Below are 15,773 nucleotides of genomic sequence, written 5' to 3' on the forward strand. Positions count from 1 at the left end.
GCGCGCCATTGCACTCCTCTATAGCGACACAGTGCTCACCGAAGAATGGCCGGTTTGCCATGGCCCACGGTGGCGACCCTCCGGGTATTCTCTTAAGCGCATGAAAATTCTGAAAAAAAGTTTGCCATCGGAAAAGCTTTCGACTACATTAGCGCGCCTCGACAGACAGAACATGTTTGCAGAGATACGGTGAAGTGTCCGAGTGGCTTAAGGAGCACGCCTGGAAAGTGTGTATACAGGAAACTGTATCGAGAGTTCGAATCTCTCCTTCACCGCCACATTCAGTAAACACAAACCCCCGATTTTCCTAGAGAAAGTCGGGGGTTTGTGGTTTTTGGCGTCTGGAAAAGAGCGCTGCAAGCTCGGATTGAATGGGCTTCTGTTGTTCCTCGACCATGAGTTGCACGCCGGTTGCAAGCGCAGAGTGGAACAAATGCCTTTCCGAGCGCGCGGCGATAGACTCCAAGCACGGCTGTTTCGGCTTCACATTTTTGTAAAAGGACGACTTCCATGATCATTTCCACCACTCACTCCGTTGAAGGACGTGAGATCACCGCCTATCTGGACATTGTCAGCGCCGAATCGGTGCAAGGCGTCAACGTGATCCGTGATCTGTTCGCCGGCATGCGCGACTTTTTTGGTGGCCGGTCGCAAACGCTCGAACGGGCCTTGAAGGAGGCGCGCGTGCAGGCGACCGACGAACTCAAGGAACGCGCGCGCGCGTTGCAGGCGGATGCAGTGGTCGGGGTGGATTTCGAAATCAGCATGCCGGCGGGCAAGGGCGGCATGGTGGTGGTGTTTGTGACCGGTACGGCGGTGAAGTTGCGCTGATCACCGGGCGGTCGTTTGCGCCTGATAGATTTCGATGTTGCCGTGTTTCACCTGTTGATAGGCGGTGTACGGCAGAACCAGCGTATCGGCCAGGCCGGAGACTGCCAGATCAAGCAGCATCAGCGGCGCGGCGGGGCGACCGGCGAAACCTTTCTGCGGTAACTCAGGCGCGTGCAGCGTGCAGAAGTCGTAACCGATACCGCTGTAGATTCGGGAAATCGAATCGCAGTGGGTCTGGCGCTTTTTCAGGTCTTCGCCCGCGATGGAGTCTTCCTGGAAAACGCTGCTGATCGTTCCGCATCCACTGATCGTGAGAGCCATGCAGAGCAAGGCAGCGGTTTTTAGCATCATGTTGGCAATCCTTGGCAGCGAGACGAGGATGCCAGATTAGCTGACTCGGGAATGTCTTCGCCATAAGCGGCGAAGCCCATCCGTTCAAAGGATGGGCTTATTGCCGACGATCAGCCTCGTGGTTTGAGAATGACCGTGCCTCTGGAGTCGTAGGTCAACGGTGTATCGATAGCGACGAGGGTCGGCGTGCCGCCAGATTGAGCCGGTTGCGCGGGTTCGCTCGGATGATAGATGACGCCTGGCTGCAAAATCGGTTTATCCGGGTACTTGATGGTGATTTCACCCGAGGCGATCTTGTCCTTGAGTTTTTCCGCGGCGGCTTTGCCGGCGGCGATCTGCTCATCCGTGAGCTTGACGACTGGCAGGTTGGGGGATCCGTTGATTTGCATGTTCTCTCCTTGAGATTCATTTGTAGGAAAAAGGGCAGCGGCCATTTACTGAAAATCTTTAGCGGAGAAAGACCAGAGGTTGTAAGGGCGCGCTGAATGGCGGCACATCCATTCGTCGGGATCAGTCAGCATGAACAACAAGTCCAGGAATGACCGGCTAGTCTCAAAAGTCTTGGAGGTCGATATTTTTTCAGGCAAAGCGGTTTGCCGGTGTCGGCCCCATTGCGGAGGGGAGAGGCTATGACAGGTCCGTATATCGAAGACGATGGCGCTGAGTTTTCATTCAACAACTGCGTGCGCTGCGGGCAGACGGAGTATCAGTCGGGTTTTGGCGAAGATCCGGTGAGCAATGGAAAAATTCGCTCTACAGCTCCGAAAGGGCCGAAAGCGAAGTTTCTGCCCAAGGTCACGGCAAGGAAAGGAAAGTGATTTCGCCCGGTAACCCCGTCATTGAACGGGGTTTTTTATGGACGCAAGCCTATGGGTGGAAACGCCTGGCAACCGTTGACATTTATATGGGTTTTTTTTCACAAACTTTTCACGTGGGTCAACGTAGGGTGAAGCCATCCGTTAGAAAGCAAGTCTCCAGCCCGTCTCCCCAGCGGGCTTTTTTTTGCCTGGCATAAAACCTTTTCCACAATCGCTGTCCAACCCGGCGCCAAGTGCACGCGGATCTTTTGATTTCGTCTGGACTTTTGTGTGTCGAGAGCATTAAATCCCGGCCCGTTTTGTCATCCCAATTTTTTTGAGGTTTTCGTCATGCGTTTAACACTGCCCGCTGTGGTTCTTGGCCTTCTGGTTGCTCAAGGTGCGATGGCCGCCGGCGATGGCACCGCGGCACTGGGTGGCGGCCTGGGCGGCGCGCTGGGTAACGTCGTCGGCCAGAAAATGGGCGGCAGCACCGGTGCTGCGATTGGTGCCGGTGTAGCGGGCGCTGCGGGTAGCGCGGTCGCTGCACGCAAAGGCAGTCGCACCAAGGCAGCCATCGGTGGTGGCGTCGGTGCGGCCGGCGGTTCGGTGATTGGCCACAGCCTCGGTGGCAAGAATGGCGCGACCATTGGCGCGGGCCTGGGCGGTGCAGCCGGCGGCGCGGTGGGCAGCAATCTGGGCAAAGGCCACAAGGGCCACTGAGACGGATCTTCTGTCAGAAAAAGCCCGACTCGATGTCGGGCTTTTTCATGGGTGAACGTTTCTTCATAAATCATCTCCAATTCACATACGCCCCGCTTGGGCGGACTGTCCCGATTCGGGAACTGAGAGGTTCATATGCGATTGCCATTATCTGCACTGTTTTTCGGCTTGTTCGTGGCGCAGGGCGCGATGGCTGCCGGGGACGGCACTGCTGCCGTAGGCGGTGGTCTCGGTGGTGCGCTGGGTAATGTGGTTGGCGGACAGCTCGGCGGAAGCACGGGCGCGGCGGTCGGCGCAGGTGTCGGCGGCGCGGCGGGCGGTGCCCTTGGCGCGAACAAACGTAATCGCACCGAAGCGGCGATTGGTGGCGGCCTCGGTGCCGCGGGCGGCTCGGTCGTCGGCAACAGCCTCGGTGGCTCTACCGGTTCGACCATTGGTGCAGGCTTGGGTGGTGCTGCGGGTGGTGCGGTCGGAAACAACTTGGGTGACGACGACGGCGGATCCCACTCCGGTGGGCACAAGCACAAGCATAAGCATAAGTACAAAAACAAACACAAGAACTGACATTATTAAATCAACGGAAACCCGGCCTGGTGCCGGGTTTTCGCGTCTGGCCGTTGGAATGAGGAACGATTGGCGGTAGGGCTTTTCGAACGTCATACATCCCACGTGATCGAGAGGTTTGCCATGACTCCTGAAACCGAAGGCAAGGAAGAGAAAGGTCCGAGCGGCGTGCCGTTTATCAACGATCCGGAAAAGATCAACGATCCGGGAAATGAAGACCCGGGTTCGCTGATGGATGACGCGACGGTGCCGTTGATCGAGGAGGATGAAGATGACGAGGATGAGCAGTAAGCCTTTTCCGGTGGCAATGTTTCGCTGAGTTCTGCTGATCGGACAACCCGGATAGAGGGGCATTGCCCGTTGCCCTACGTCCACCGTCCTCGCTATGCTGCTGAACCCATTAATCAGATCCGAGTTGCGGCACTTTGAATGCCGTCCGGGATGTCTTTGATAACGGATCCGATGATGAATGCACCGCTGAAGGCGTTCGGCCCGATCAAGGCCGTGATTTTCGATATGGACGGGTTGTTGCTGGACACGGAGGGCATTTACACCGAGGTCACCTCCATCATCGCCGGGCGTTACGGGCGAACCTTCGACTGGAGCGTCAAGCAGAATATCATTGGTCGCGGTGCCAGCGACCTGGCCAATTACGTGGTGCAAGCGCTTGAGCTACCGATCACCCCGGAAGAATTCCTGACGATCCGCGAGCCGCTGATGCGCGAGCGTTTTCCAAAGGCTCAGGCAATGCCGGGAGCCGAGGCGCTGGTGCGTCACCTCAAGGCGCACGACATTCCGATTGCGGTCGGCACCAGTTCGTCACGCCAGTCGTTTGGCCAGAAAACCACCTTGCACCGCGACTGGTTTGCGCTGTTCGATTTCATCGTCACGGCGGACGATCCGGAAGTCGGCGCGGCCAAACCGGCGCCGGATATCTTCCTCACCGCTGCCCGGCGTCTGGGTGTTGCGCCGAAGGATTGCCTGGTGTTTGAGGATTCGCCGTTCGGCGTCACCGCGGCAAAAGCGGCAGGCATGACCGCAATCGCCATCCCCGACGCGGCGATGGCCGACGAAAAATATGCCCACGCTGACGGTATTCTTCGCTCGCTGAAAGCCTTCACCCCAAGCGCTTTTGGCCTGCCGGCGCTGGAATGGGCTTGACCCTCAACAGAAAAAAACGCCGCCCTTGTAGCACGAAGGGCGGCGTTTTTCTTGCGGTTTAAAAACTAATCAGGCGCCGAAACCACCGTCGATGGTCAGGCTGGCCCCGGTGATATAGCCGGCTTCCGGCCCGGCCAGATACGCCACGAAACTGGCAATTTCATCGGCGGTGCCGTAACGGCCCACGGCCATGAGTGGAATCAGGCTTTCGGCGAAGTCACCGTGTGCCGGGTTCATGTCGGTGTCGACCGGGCCTGGCTGTACGTTGTTGATGGTGATGCCCCGTGGGCCGAGATCGCGAGCCAGGCCCTTGGTCAGACCGACCAGCGCCGATTTGCTCATTGCATATACGCCGCCACCGCCAAAAGGCATGCGGTCGGCGTTGGTGCTGCCGATGTTGATGATCCGCGAACCTTCGCCCATGTGTTTCGCCGCTTCCTGCGAAGCGATGAACACGCTGCGCACGTTGATCGCCAGCGTCTGATCGAAGTCTTCCAGTTTGAACTCTTCCAGCGGTGCGATGGCCAGTACGCCCGCGTTGTTGACCAGAATATCCAGGCGGCCAAACGCTTCGACCGTGGTGCTGACGGCGTGGCGGATGGCGTCGGCATCGGCGCTGTCGGCCTTGATCGCCAAGGCTTTGCCACCATTGCCAGTGATGCTGTTTTGCAGTTCTTCAGCTTTTGCCGCCGAGCTGACGTAGGTGAAGGCTACCGCGGCGCCTTCAGCAGCAAGGCGTTTGACGATGGCCGCGCCGATACCGCGCGAACCGCCTTGAATCAGAGCGACTTTGCCGCTGAAGTTTTGAGTGGTCATCTTCGATCTCCAAATGTTCAAGGCGGGATGCCCTGTTGTTGCAACCGAGTATCGACCTGTTACCGACAACCGTGTAGACCCTGATTGCTATAGTCTGTGTAAACCAAAAGTTTATAGTGGCGCTCATGGAAACCTTCAGCAGTATCGAATGCTTCGTGCGCAGTGCCGAAGTCGGCAGTTTTGCCGAAGCGGCGCGACGCCTGAGCCTGACGCCGGCCGCGGTCGGCAAAAGCGTGGCGAAGCTGGAAGCCCGACTAGGGGTGCGACTGTTTCAGCGCAGTACCCGCAGCCTGACACTGACCGAAGCCGGGCAGCGCTTTTTGACGGAGGTCAGCGCGAGCCTGACTACGATCCAGAACGCCGTGGCTAATCTGGCCAGTGCCGAAGGGCAGCCTGCCGGGTCGTTAAAGGTCAGCATGGGCACGGTGTTCGGACGTTTGTATATCGTGCCGCTGCTCGGTGAGTTTTTGCGGCGCTACCCGGCGATCAACCCGGACTGGCACTTCGATAATCGCCAGGTCGATCTGATCGGGCAGGGCTTCGACGCGGCCATCGGCGGCGGCTTCGAACTGCCGCCGGGTGTGGTGGCGCGCAAGCTGACCGCGGCCCATCGGGTATTGGTGGCGTCAAAGGATTATCTGCGCAGCCATGCGCCGATCAGCCATCCCGATGATCTCGCCCGGCACGACGGGATTCTGATCCGCTCACCGCAAACCGGACGCGTACGCTCCTGGCAACTGACCCACCGCGATCAGCAGCACAACCCATTGACGTTAAAGCTGCGGATGACCATGAGCGATTCCGAAGCCGCCTGCGCGACGGCAGCGCAAGGTTTGGGGATTGCCCTGGTGAGCATGCCGTTTGCCGTTGGGTATCTGGAGGCGGGGACGTTGCAGCGGGTGTTGCCGGACTGGTTTGTCGATGATGGCAACATCTCGATCTATTACGCCGAGCACAAACTCTTGCCGGGCAAGACCCGCGCGTTTGTCGATTTCGTTATCGAGCAGTTTGCCGAGCAGGGCTTGGCGCGGCGGTTTAGTGCTGTTTGAGCAAGGCTTGGGACTTGGTTGCGGCCATCGCGAGCAGGCTCACTCCTACATTTGGAATGCGTTCCCCTGTAGGAGTGAGCCTGCTCGCGATGAACGATGACACGGTCTATCGAGCAAACCGCCCCGGCCAGCCAACAATGTTCTTCGGCCGCGGCGTCGCATAGGTGCGCACCTTGGACGTCGACAAGTTCAAGCGCACCAGCGCTTCGGCAATCGTCACCGCCGCCGTCACGCCATCCACCACCGGCACTCCGGTACGTCGACGAATCTGCTCGTCCAGCCCGGCCATGCCGCCGCAACCCAGGCAAATCACTTCTGCCTTGTCCTGTGTTACCGCCAGTTCGGCCTGGTGAACAATCGCTTCCAGCGCGCGCTGCGGCTCGTGTTCCAGCTCCAGCACGGCCAGGCCGCTGGCCCGCACCGAGGCACAGCGATCCCACAGGCCGGAGAGTTTCAGGCGATCCTCGATCAGCGGCACGGTGCGATCCAGCGTGGTCACTACCGAATAGGCATGGCCGAGGAACATCGCCGTGCTGGCGGCGGCGTCGGTGATGTCCACCACCGGCACGTTGAGCAATTCCTGCAGGCCTTCGCGGCCGTGTTCGCCGTAGCCAGCCTGAATCACGGCATCGAATGGCTGATCGTAGGACATCACGCGATCCATCACGGCGATGGCGGCCAGGTAGCTTTCGAAATTGCCTTCGATCGACTCGGCGCCGAAGCGTGGCGTCAGGCCGACGATTTCCGTACCGGGTGAGGCGACGGCCTGCGCCGAACGGGCGATGGCATCGGTGATGGATTCGGTGGTGTTGACGTTGACCACGAGAATGCGCATGGAAAATCCTTATTGCGGGCAGTTTTGCGGCCCGAAACCGGGCCGCGAGGAAATTAATGGCAGACGTTATCGACCGCGATGGCTTCGCCGCTGACATCCGCGTAGTGCGGCTGACGTTTGGCAATGATCAGATACAGCATGCCGGCGATTCCGGCGCCGATCAGCCAGGAAAACGGCGAAACGCTGTGGAAGCCCGGGACCAATGCCAGGACGATGGCGATCAACGCAGCAGGAATAAACGCCGCCACCGCGCGGAAATTGACGCCGCGACTGTAGTAATAAGCACCGTGTGGCGCTTCGCTGTAGAGCTGTGGCACATGGATCCGGCCTTTGCGGATCAGCCAGTAGTCAACCATGATCACCCCGTACAGCGGGCCGAGCAGAGCGCCCAGGCCGGACAGGAAATACACAATCACCAACGGACTGTTGTAGAGATTCCACGGCAGGATCAACACGGCGATGGTCGCGCTGATCAGCCCGGCGCGGCGGAAGGTCAGGTATTTCGGCGCCAAGTTGCTGAGCACGAACGCCGGGGCGACGAAGTTCGCCATGATGTTCACCGCGACGGTGACGATCAGGAACGCCAGGCAACCGAGTACCAGAAAAAACGTGTTAGGAATCGAAGCGATGATCTCGGTCGGACTTTCGATGATGCGGCCATTGATCTGGAATTGCGCGCCGCACAGCACGACGGTAATCGCTGCAAACAGCAGAATATTCACCGGCAAACCCCAGAAATTTCCCACCTGGATGGTTTTGCGGCAGGGCGACGAGCGGGCGAAGTCGCAGAAGTTGAGGATCAGCGTGCCGTAGATCGCCAGCCATAAAGCGCCGCCGGCAAAGATGTTGCGCCACATCTCACCGCCCGTCAGCGGCTCGCGGATCGACCAGGCAATGGTTGCGTTGGCCTGGAAATACATCCACGCGGCAAGGGCGGCAACCGTCAGCAAAATCACCGGGCCGGCAAAGGCTTCATAACGGCGGACCATTTCCATGCCGTAGGCGAGAATGACCAGTTGCACCAGCCAGATTGCCACGAAGCACACCCAACCCAATGTCGACAGACCGAGGATCGAGTTGTGGTCGTATTCAGCGAAGCCGGGATGCACGGCGGTCAGCAACACACGAAACACCACCGAGGCCAGATAGGTCTGAATGCCGAACCAGGCGATGGCGATAACCGCTCGGATCAGTGCAGGAATCTGCGCGCCGTGGATGCCGAAACTGATGCGGCTGATCACTGGAAACGGCACGCCGGTCTTCTGGCCCATGTACCCGGACAGGTTCATGAAGAAGTACACCAGCGCCGCGCCGATCCCCAACGACAACAGAATCTGCCAGCCGCCCAGGCCCAGCGCATACAGGCCGATGGCGAACGAATAATTGGCAATGTTGTGCACATCGTTGGTCCACAGGGCAAAGATGCTGTATTTGCCCCAGCGTCGACCTTCGGCCTTGGTCGGCGCCAGGTCGCTGTTGTGCAGGCGCGGGCTCAGCGGCTCGTCCACCCCGTCATGGGGCAACGGCTGGTCAAGTGTGGAGGACGGCAGATTCAGCGCGATGTTGTTCGAAAGACTTGTACGCATTCCGGCAGGCTCCTGATGCTCAGGGCCGCGATGACTGTGCATGAGCCGCCAGGCTCGACAAATCTTCGTCGCGGCAATGAAACATCGCAGGTTAGGGGCATCTGCAGCCTGTACGGGATAGGGCGCTTCAGGCGTGCGGATCGAAAGTGTGTGCATGTTTTGCGGTTTTGTATACAAAACATGTATGCACTAAAGCCAGATCTGTGCCAGTTGCGATTCTATGGGCAGCCGTACTCATTTCGAAAAATTATCGAGGCGCGGTAAGTCGCTGAAAAAATGGAAATTAAAATTGACCGAATGGATAGGTTAATTTTTTCAGGGAAAGATTTCGGGGGCAGGCGAGGGCGGGAATCTTTTGAAAGGCGTGTAACTTTTCAGGGCGTGAAAACAGAAAGTGCACACATAAATGGCACCGATGGTGACATTTGTGTGTACACATTTTTCGCGTCGCTCGATATTTCTGTAGGAGTGAGCCTGCTCGCGATAGCGCTGTATCAGCAAGACCCATCTCAGCTGACACAGCGCTATCGCGAGCAGGCTCACTCCTACACAGGGAAATCAGCGCGGCTGAGGACTAGGCCTTGCTCTTGCTGATGATATTGCCCGCATGCAACCCGCACTCTTTCTGCGTCGCTTCTTCCCACCACCAGCGGCCTTCACGCTCATGCTGGTTCGGCAGGACCGGGCGGGTGCAGGGTTCGCAGCCGATGCTGATGAAGCCGCGCTCATGCAGGCTGTTATACGGCAATTCCAGCATGCGGATGTAGCCCCAGATCTCTTCGCTGGTCATCTGCGCCAGTGGGTTGAACTTGTACAGGGTGCGTTCCGGCGTCGAGAACGCGGTGTCGATTTCCAGCACGGCTACAGCGCTACGAGTACCCGGGCTCTGGTCGCGGCGCTGGCCGGTGGCCCAGGCTTTGACGCCGGACAGTTTGCGCCGCAGCGGTTCGATCTTGCGGATGCCGCAGCATTCGCCGTGGCCGTCGCGGTAGAAACTGAACAGGCCTTTTTCCTTCACGAACGGTTCCAGTTTCGCGTGGTCCGGCGAGACGATTTCGATGTCGATCTTGTAGTGCTCACGTACCTGCTCGATAAACCGGTAAGTCTCCGGGTGCAGACGCCCGGTGTCGAGGCTGAACACTTTGACGTTTTTGTTGAGCTTCCAGGCCATGTCCACCAGCACCACATCCTCGGCGCCGCTGAAAGAGATCCACAGGTCATCGCCGAACTCGGCAAACGCCAGTTTGAGGATGTCTTGGGCGGATTTATTGGCATAGGTCGTGGCGAGTTCCACGACGTCGAACGTTGGGCTCATCAGGGCGGCTTCCTACAGGTCGGTGGCGCTGGGCGCTCTATATGGCGCCGATGGTAACAAAAAGCTGCCGCGCCCGGGGCGTCCGGTGCGTTGCGCCCGTCAGGTGCAGGCGCTAGAGTTCGGCCTCGCTCGACTCAAATAATCACTACAAACGGGAGTGTCTTGTGGAAATTGCTTGCCTGGATCTTGAAGGGGTATTGGTACCGGAAATCTGGATCGCCTTCGCCGAAAAAACCGGAATCGAATCCCTCAAGGCCACCACCCGGGACATTCCCGATTACGACGTGCTGATGAAGCAGCGTCTGCGCATTCTCGATGAACACGGCCTGAAACTGTCGGACATCCAGGAAGTGATCGCCACGCTGCAGCCGCTGGACGGTGCCGTGGAATTCGTCAACTGGCTGCGCGAGCGCTTCCAGGTGGTGATTCTCTCGGACACCTTCTATGAGTTCTCGCAGCCGCTGATGCGCCAACTGGGCTTTCCGACCTTGCTCTGCCATCGGTTGATCACTGACGAAACCGGACGGGTGACCAGCTATCAGTTGCGCCAGAAAGATCCCAAGCGCCAGTCGGTGCTGGCGTTCAAGAGCCTGTATTACCGGGTGATTGCAGCGGGCGATTCGTACAACGACACGACGATGCTGGGTGAGGCGGACGCGGGGATTCTGTTTCATGCGCCGGAGAATGTTATTCGCGAGTTTCCACAGTTTCCGGCGGTGCATACGTTTGCCGAGCTGAAGCAAGAGTTCCTCAACGCCTCAAACCGAGAGTTGAGTTTGTAGTCGTCTGGAGGGATGCCTTCGCGAGCAGGCTCGCTCCCACAGGGAAATGCATTCCAAATGTGGGAGCGAGCCTGCTCGCGAAGCTTTTAAAGGTTCTGCAGGGTGTCGAGGAGGATTCGGACTTTGGTAATCGATTCCTGATACTCGGCCTGCCACTGCGAATCGGCAACGATCCCGCCACCGCCCCAGCAGCACACCTGCGCATCCTTGACCAGCAGACTGCGAATCGCGATGGAGCTGTCCATTTCGCCGCGCACGTCCAGGTACAGCAACGAACCGCAGTACAACCCGCGCCGGGTTGGCTCCAGCTCATCAATGATCTGCATGGCGCGAATTTTCGGCGCGCCGGTGATCGAGCCGCCGGGGAAGCTGCCGGCAATCAAATCCAGTGCGTCGCGATCATCCGCCAATTCTCCGGTCACGCTGCTGACCAAGTGGTGCACATTCGGATAGCTTTCCAGACTGAACAATTCCGGCACCCGTACGGAGCCGATGCGGCACGTGCGCCCGAGGTCGTTGCGCAACAGATCGACGATCATCAGGTTCTCCGCACGATCCTTGGGGCTTGCCAGCAGTTCGGCGGCGTTGGCCGCGTCTTCGCCGGGCGTCAGGCCGCGGGGGCGGGTGCCTTTGATCGGGCGGGTTTCCACCTGGCGCTGGCTGACCTTGACGAAGCGTTCCGGCGACAGGCTCAGCACTGCGCCGCCGTCGGGCAGGCTTTGGAAACCAGAAAAGGGTGTCGGACAGGCTTGGCGCAAGGCGCAATAAGCCAGCCATGGGTCGCCCTCGCACGGCGCGCGGAAGCGCTGGGCGAAGTTGACCTGGTAGCAATCACCAGCCTGGATGTATTGCTGAATGCGTTCGAACGCCTGACGGTATTCGTCGGCGGAGAGATCGGCGCTCATCGGTTTGTTCAGCTTGAACGGCGTCAGTGCGTCAGCCCGTGGTTGGGTGAACAGCGCCGTCAATCGCTGCTGTTCACCGGCGGCAACCGACGGATGAAAGACCAATTGGCTGGTTTGTGTCTGGTGATCGCTGATCAACGCCCAGTCGTACAGGCCAAAACGCGCATCGGGCAATTGCAGATCATCCAGCGCCTGGCTGGGCAAGTGTTCCAGATGCCGCCCGAAGTCATAGCTCAGATAACCGATCAGGCCGCCGGCGAACGGTAACTCGTACCCAACCGGCAATTGCGCTTCGCCCAGACGGCTGAGGTTGTCGCGCAGGCGTTGCAGAAAATGCGCGCCGCCTTCGTCCGGCAGCACCGCCAATTGTTCCAGCGGCCAGGCGCTGAGCAGGTCATAACGGCCCCGGTCGGCACTTGGCCGGCCGCTGTCGAGCAGCACGGCGCCAGGGGCGTTGCGAATGGCCGCGAAGTAGTCAGCGGGATTGGCGCGGTAGGGCAGCGGGAATACGGAACAGGTCAACATGGGCGGGGCAGATCGGCCATCGAGGCGGGGGTGGGGATTGTAGTCTTCTGTAGGAATTGCTCCTAGAGGGGATGTCGGTGATTGGCAGATTGGCGGCAGGGGTATTTCTGTGGTGACTGTGAATAAGTCATCGCGAGCAGGCTCACTCCTACAGGGGAACGCTTTCCAAATGTAGGAGTGAGCCTGCTCGCGAAGGCCGCGGCTCGGTTTTGGATCAGCCCTCGACCGCAGGAATATGCCCAAACATCTCCTGTGTAAACGCCACGCGCTCGTCAACCGACTCCTTCACCCCGCGCGCTTTCAGCTCTTCCAGCCGTGCTTCAACCGCATGGGTACGCAAGGTCAGCCCGCAATCGTTGGCAATCTGGATATTCAGCCCCGGCCGCGCATTCAGCTCCAGAATCAGCGGACCTTTCTCCTGATCGAGCACCATGTCGACGCCGATGTAACCCAGTCCGCACAGCTCATAACAGCCGGCCGCGAGTTTCATGAAGCCGTCCCAGTAGGGCAGTTGCACACCATCTACTGCGTTGGTGGTGTCGGGGTGTTTGGTGATGATGTTGTTCAGCCAAGTACCGCGCAGGGTCAGGCCGGTGGCCAGGTCGACACCGACGCCGATGGCGCCCTGGTGCAGGTTGGCCTTGCCGCCGGACTGGCGGGTCGGCAGACGCAGCATCGCCATCACTGGATAACCCATCAGCACGATGATGCGAATGTCGGGCACGCCTTCGTAGCTGATGCTCTTGAAGATCTGGTCCGGCGTCACGCGGTATTCGATCAGTGCGCGGTCGCGGTGGCCGCCCAGCGAGTACAGACCGGTGAGGATGCTGGAAATGTGGTGCTCCAGCTCTTCATGGGCGAGGATCTTGCCCGACACCGTGCGGTAGCGGCCTTCGAAACGGTCGGCGATGACAATGATGCCGTCACCGCCGGCGCCCTGGGCCGGTTTGATCACGAAGTCGCTGCGCCCGCCGATGATCTCGCCGAGCTTGTCGATTTCCTTCTCGGTGGAGATCACCCCGTACAGCTCCGGCACGTGAATGCCGGCGGCAATGGCGCGTTCCTTGGTGATGATCTTGTCGTCGACAATCGGGTACAGACTGCGCTTGTTGTACTTGAGCACGTAGTCGGCGTTACGTCGATTGATGCCCATGATGCCCCGGGCTTCCAGGGCCTTCCAGGTCTTCCAGAAACCGAACATCAGGCGTCAGCCTTCTTCAGGAAAGCCTTGAACCGCACCAGTTCGGTCAGGCGGTAGCCGCGGTAGCGACCCATCGCCAGCATGAAGCCGACCAGAATCAGCAGGATCGCCGGGAACGTGAAGACGAAATACACCAGTTCCGGCACGGTCATGATCAAGTGCGCCAGGGACGCGGCGAACAGCGTGCCGATCGCCACTTTCATCGCATGGCTGGCGCCGCGCTCTTCCCAGGTAATCGACAGGCGTTCGATGGTCATGGTCAGAATCACCATCGGGAACAGTGCCACCGACAAGCCGCGTTCCAGGCCGAGCTTGTGGCTGAACAGGCTGATCGCGGCGATCAACACCACGACAAACGTCAACACCACCGACAGGCGCGGCAGCATTTGCAGCTTCAGATGCTCAAGATAGGAGCGTAACGACAGGCCCAGCGCGGTGATTACGGTGAACAGCAGAATGCCGAAGCCCAGTTGCGTTTCACGGAAGGCCAGGGCGATCAGCACCGGAGTGAACGTGCCGAGGGTCTGCAGGCCGATCAGGTTGCGCAGGATCAGGATCACCAGCACGCCGATCGGGATCATCACCATGATCATGAATGTCTGCTGGGTCTGCAGCGGCAAGCCGTACAGGGAGTATTCGAGGAAGTTGGCGTCGGTATTTTCGTCGGTCAGCTTGGCCAGGCGAATCGCGTTCATCTCGCTGTTGTTGAGGCTGAACGTTACGTTGGCCTTCTTGCCGCCATCGACAGTGATCAGGTTTTCATCGCCAGTCCACCACAGCAGGCGGTCGGTCGGCAGGCCCTGTTCGCCGGTTTCCGGGTTGAAGTACAGCCAGTCAGTGCCATTAAAGCTGCGCAGCCACAGTTCCGGCATTTGCGGCTGATCGGCGACGAGGCGGATGGTGTGGACTTTTTCTACTGGTACGTGAGCGATGGACAGCAGCAGTTCGACGATTTTCGCTTTGTGCGCGGTGGACGGATCGCCGGCCAGCAGCAGTTTCACGTTGTCATCGTTGAGGTTGTTGACCCGCTTGATCGCTTCGCCAATGAAGGTTTCGACGTCGGCCGAATGCTGGCGAATCGGCGCGAGCAGCGCTTCGGCGGCGATTTTTTCCGGGCCTTCGATGACCATGCTGTCGCGGAAGGTCGGGCCTTTGACCTTGGATTTTTCGGCGGTGTAGCGCTTGGTCAGTACCAGGCGGTAGTAGAGCGTCTGGTTGCCTTTGGCGCGACGGGCCGACCAGGTCACCTTGCGGTTGCCGTCGACGCGGTTGACCGCGACGCCGTAGTTATTGGAGATGAAGCTTTCGTTGAGGCTGACGTAGTCGCGGCTCAGCGGCGGCACGAACATCTGGATCTTGACCGGGTCCTTGGTGCTGGCGACGAACTCGACCTTGGCGTCGATGTTCCACAGGTCGTCGGTGGCGTCTTCGGTCACCGGGATGCCGAGCACGAAAATCTGATAGGCCGTAACCGAAACGCCCAGCAGCACCAGCACGGCGATCAGGATTTTCAGGTGGAAGGTTAGAGAACGCATGGAAATTACTCGGCGGTATGAGCGGCGATGGTGCAGGCAGGTTTGCCGGCAGCGTATTTAAGACTGGGGTCGACCAGCGCGTCGAAGCGTTTCAGCGCCTCGGAGCCAATCAAAAGCGGGTATTGGAACGCACTTCGGTCGGTCAGGTTCACTTCGATGCTGCGCATGGCCGAACCCATGCAGATATCCAGCTCGATCACCGGACGGGCGGTGTATTTCTTGCCTTCTTCCGGATCGTAGTCGCCGGCGCGGCGCTTGATCTTGCTGACGCGGGCCAGTGGCCGTTCGATCGGGTGCGAATGCGCGGCATCGATGGCCAGGTAGAAGCGTACCCAGGACTCACCGTTGCGTTTGAAGCGTTTGATGTCGCGGGCGCTCAGCGAGGCGGTTTTCGCCCCGGTGTCGAGTTTGGCCGCGACTTCCAGATTGATGCCATCGAGCGAAGCGTATTCGTTGAGGCCATACACGGTTTTTTCCCCCGCGGCGGCGAGGCCGGGCAGGCAAAACAGTGCGAAAAATGTCGGGAAAGGCTTGAGTCTCATAAATCCTGGTGCGCAGCGTTCCGTGGTCGGTTGGGGCGCCTGGCACAGCGTGCGCAGGTCCCTTCGTGTGCCTTTCAGCTTTTTATGACAAGCCTGTAAATGGCCAGCAAATGCGGGCGGCATTCTAGCACGGTGGTTTTATGGCGCCAGCGCTTGCGCCGACCCATAACCTGCAAGGGATGCCACCCCTGTGGGAGCGAGCCTGCTCGCGAAGGTGCAATATCAGTCAGCATCTGCTTCGAATGACACACCGCC

19 protein-coding genes and 1 tRNA gene are annotated in these 15,773 nt (G+C 59.2%); 9 read left to right on the forward strand and 11 right to left on the reverse strand.

Annotated features, from left to right (window positions below; translation table 11 throughout):
• Window positions 1-188: 188 nt before the first annotated feature.
• Window positions 189-278, forward strand: a tRNA-Ser gene (locus HU765_RS20575).
• A 232-nt stretch (window positions 279-510) separates the two neighbouring features.
• Window positions 511-831 carry a YbjQ family protein gene (locus HU765_RS20580; RefSeq protein WP_186551599.1) on the forward strand — a complete coding sequence of 107 codons (321 nt, stop codon included), beginning with the start codon at window positions 511-513 and terminating at the stop codon, window positions 829-831.
• On the opposite strand, the gene HU765_RS20585 is transcribed toward HU765_RS20580, so the two are convergent.
• Together HU765_RS20585 and HU765_RS20590 are read right to left on the reverse strand one after the other, a co-directional pair.
• Window positions 832-1,182 (reverse strand): YceK/YidQ family lipoprotein, encoded by a 351-nt coding sequence (locus HU765_RS20585; RefSeq protein ID WP_186622609.1) that lies wholly within the window; start codon window positions 1,180-1,182, stop codon window positions 832-834.
• Between the two features lie 110 nt (window positions 1,183-1,292).
• Complete coding sequence (locus HU765_RS20590; protein WP_186622611.1) at window positions 1,293-1,571, reverse strand: hypothetical protein; 279 nt, start codon at window positions 1,569-1,571, stop codon at window positions 1,293-1,295.
• A gap of 240 nt (window positions 1,572-1,811) precedes the next feature.
• On the opposite strand from HU765_RS20590, the gene HU765_RS20595 reads away from it, so the two are divergent.
• The 5 genes from HU765_RS20595 (at window position 1,812) to HU765_RS20615 (ending at window position 4,427) form a co-directional block, all read left to right on the forward strand.
• A complete protein-coding gene (locus HU765_RS20595; protein WP_186551596.1) occupies window positions 1,812-2,000 on the forward strand; it encodes a hypothetical protein in 189 nt (62 codons plus the stop codon).
• 330 nt (window positions 2,001-2,330) lie between these two features.
• Window positions 2,331-2,702 (forward strand): bacteriocin, encoded by a 372-nt coding sequence (locus HU765_RS20600; RefSeq protein WP_186622613.1) that lies wholly within the window; start codon window positions 2,331-2,333, stop codon window positions 2,700-2,702.
• Between the two features lie 135 nt (window positions 2,703-2,837).
• Window positions 2,838-3,266, forward strand: coding sequence for a YMGG-like glycine zipper-containing protein (locus HU765_RS20605; RefSeq protein WP_186622614.1), 429 nt, complete (start codon window positions 2,838-2,840; stop codon window positions 3,264-3,266).
• 123 nt (window positions 3,267-3,389) lie between these two features.
• The gene (locus HU765_RS20610; protein WP_186551593.1) at window positions 3,390-3,557 is read left to right on the forward strand and encodes a hypothetical protein; all 168 of its coding nucleotides are present in this window, start codon (window positions 3,390-3,392) and stop codon (window positions 3,555-3,557) included.
• 174 nt (window positions 3,558-3,731) lie between these two features.
• Window positions 3,732-4,427 (forward strand): HAD-IA family hydrolase, encoded by a 696-nt coding sequence (locus HU765_RS20615; protein ID WP_186622615.1) that lies wholly within the window; start codon window positions 3,732-3,734, stop codon window positions 4,425-4,427.
• 69 nt (window positions 4,428-4,496) lie between these two features.
• On the opposite strand, the gene HU765_RS20620 is transcribed toward HU765_RS20615, so the two are convergent.
• Complete coding sequence (locus HU765_RS20620; protein ID WP_186622616.1) at window positions 4,497-5,243, reverse strand: 3-oxoacyl-ACP reductase family protein; 747 nt, start codon at window positions 5,241-5,243, stop codon at window positions 4,497-4,499.
• A 125-nt stretch (window positions 5,244-5,368) separates the two neighbouring features.
• Between HU765_RS20620 and HU765_RS20625 the strand changes: the two genes are divergently transcribed.
• Window positions 5,369-6,292, forward strand: coding sequence for a LysR family transcriptional regulator (locus tag HU765_RS20625; RefSeq protein ID WP_186622617.1), 924 nt, complete (start codon window positions 5,369-5,371; stop codon window positions 6,290-6,292).
• 106 nt (window positions 6,293-6,398) lie between these two features.
• On the opposite strand, the gene HU765_RS20630 is transcribed toward HU765_RS20625, so the two are convergent.
• The 3 genes from HU765_RS20630 to HU765_RS20640 form a co-directional block, all read right to left on the reverse strand.
• Entirely contained in the window at window positions 6,399-7,127 is a 729-nt protein-coding gene (locus HU765_RS20630) for an aspartate/glutamate racemase family protein (protein WP_186622618.1), read from the reverse strand.
• Window positions 7,128-7,180: 53 nt separating this feature from the next.
• Window positions 7,181-8,713, reverse strand: coding sequence for an NCS1 family nucleobase:cation symporter-1 (locus HU765_RS20635; RefSeq protein ID WP_186551588.1), 1,533 nt, complete (start codon window positions 8,711-8,713; stop codon window positions 7,181-7,183).
• A 574-nt stretch (window positions 8,714-9,287) separates the two neighbouring features.
• A complete protein-coding gene (locus HU765_RS20640) occupies window positions 9,288-10,028 on the reverse strand; it encodes a phosphoadenylyl-sulfate reductase (protein WP_186551587.1) in 741 nt (246 codons plus the stop codon).
• A gap of 164 nt (window positions 10,029-10,192) precedes the next feature.
• Here HU765_RS20640 and thrH point away from each other — a divergent pair, with 164 nt between their 5' ends.
• Complete coding sequence (thrH, locus tag HU765_RS20645) at window positions 10,193-10,810, forward strand: bifunctional phosphoserine phosphatase/homoserine phosphotransferase ThrH (protein WP_186622619.1); 618 nt, start codon at window positions 10,193-10,195, stop codon at window positions 10,808-10,810.
• 86 nt (window positions 10,811-10,896) lie between these two features.
• Here thrH and pabB read toward each other — a convergent pair whose 3' ends face one another.
• The 5 genes from pabB to HU765_RS26910 form a co-directional block, all read right to left on the reverse strand.
• The gene (gene pabB, locus HU765_RS20650; RefSeq protein WP_186622620.1) at window positions 10,897-12,240 is read right to left on the reverse strand and encodes an aminodeoxychorismate synthase component I; all 1,344 of its coding nucleotides are present in this window, start codon (window positions 12,238-12,240) and stop codon (window positions 10,897-10,899) included.
• 214 nt (window positions 12,241-12,454) lie between these two features.
• Entirely contained in the window at window positions 12,455-13,441 is a 987-nt protein-coding gene (locus HU765_RS20655) for an alpha-L-glutamate ligase-like protein (RefSeq protein WP_186551584.1), read from the reverse strand.
• Window positions 13,441-14,976, reverse strand: coding sequence for an inactive transglutaminase family protein (locus HU765_RS20660; protein WP_186551583.1), 1,536 nt, complete (start codon window positions 14,974-14,976; stop codon window positions 13,441-13,443). The genes HU765_RS20655 and HU765_RS20660 overlap by 1 nt, the downstream gene beginning before the upstream one ends.
• A 5-nt stretch (window positions 14,977-14,981) precedes the next feature.
• Window positions 14,982-15,518 carry an ATP-dependent zinc protease gene (locus HU765_RS20665; protein ID WP_016983749.1) on the reverse strand — a complete coding sequence of 179 codons (537 nt, stop codon included), beginning with the start codon at window positions 15,516-15,518 and terminating at the stop codon, window positions 14,982-14,984.
• Between the two features lie 74 nt (window positions 15,519-15,592).
• The coding region (locus HU765_RS26910; RefSeq protein WP_238344739.1) for a hypothetical protein at window positions 15,593-15,773 on the reverse strand (181 nt) is incomplete at its 5' end.

The organism is Pseudomonas sp. SWRI81, from assembly GCF_014268545.1.
Classification (GTDB): Bacteria; Pseudomonadota; Gammaproteobacteria; order Pseudomonadales; family Pseudomonadaceae; genus Aquipseudomonas; species Aquipseudomonas hamedanensis.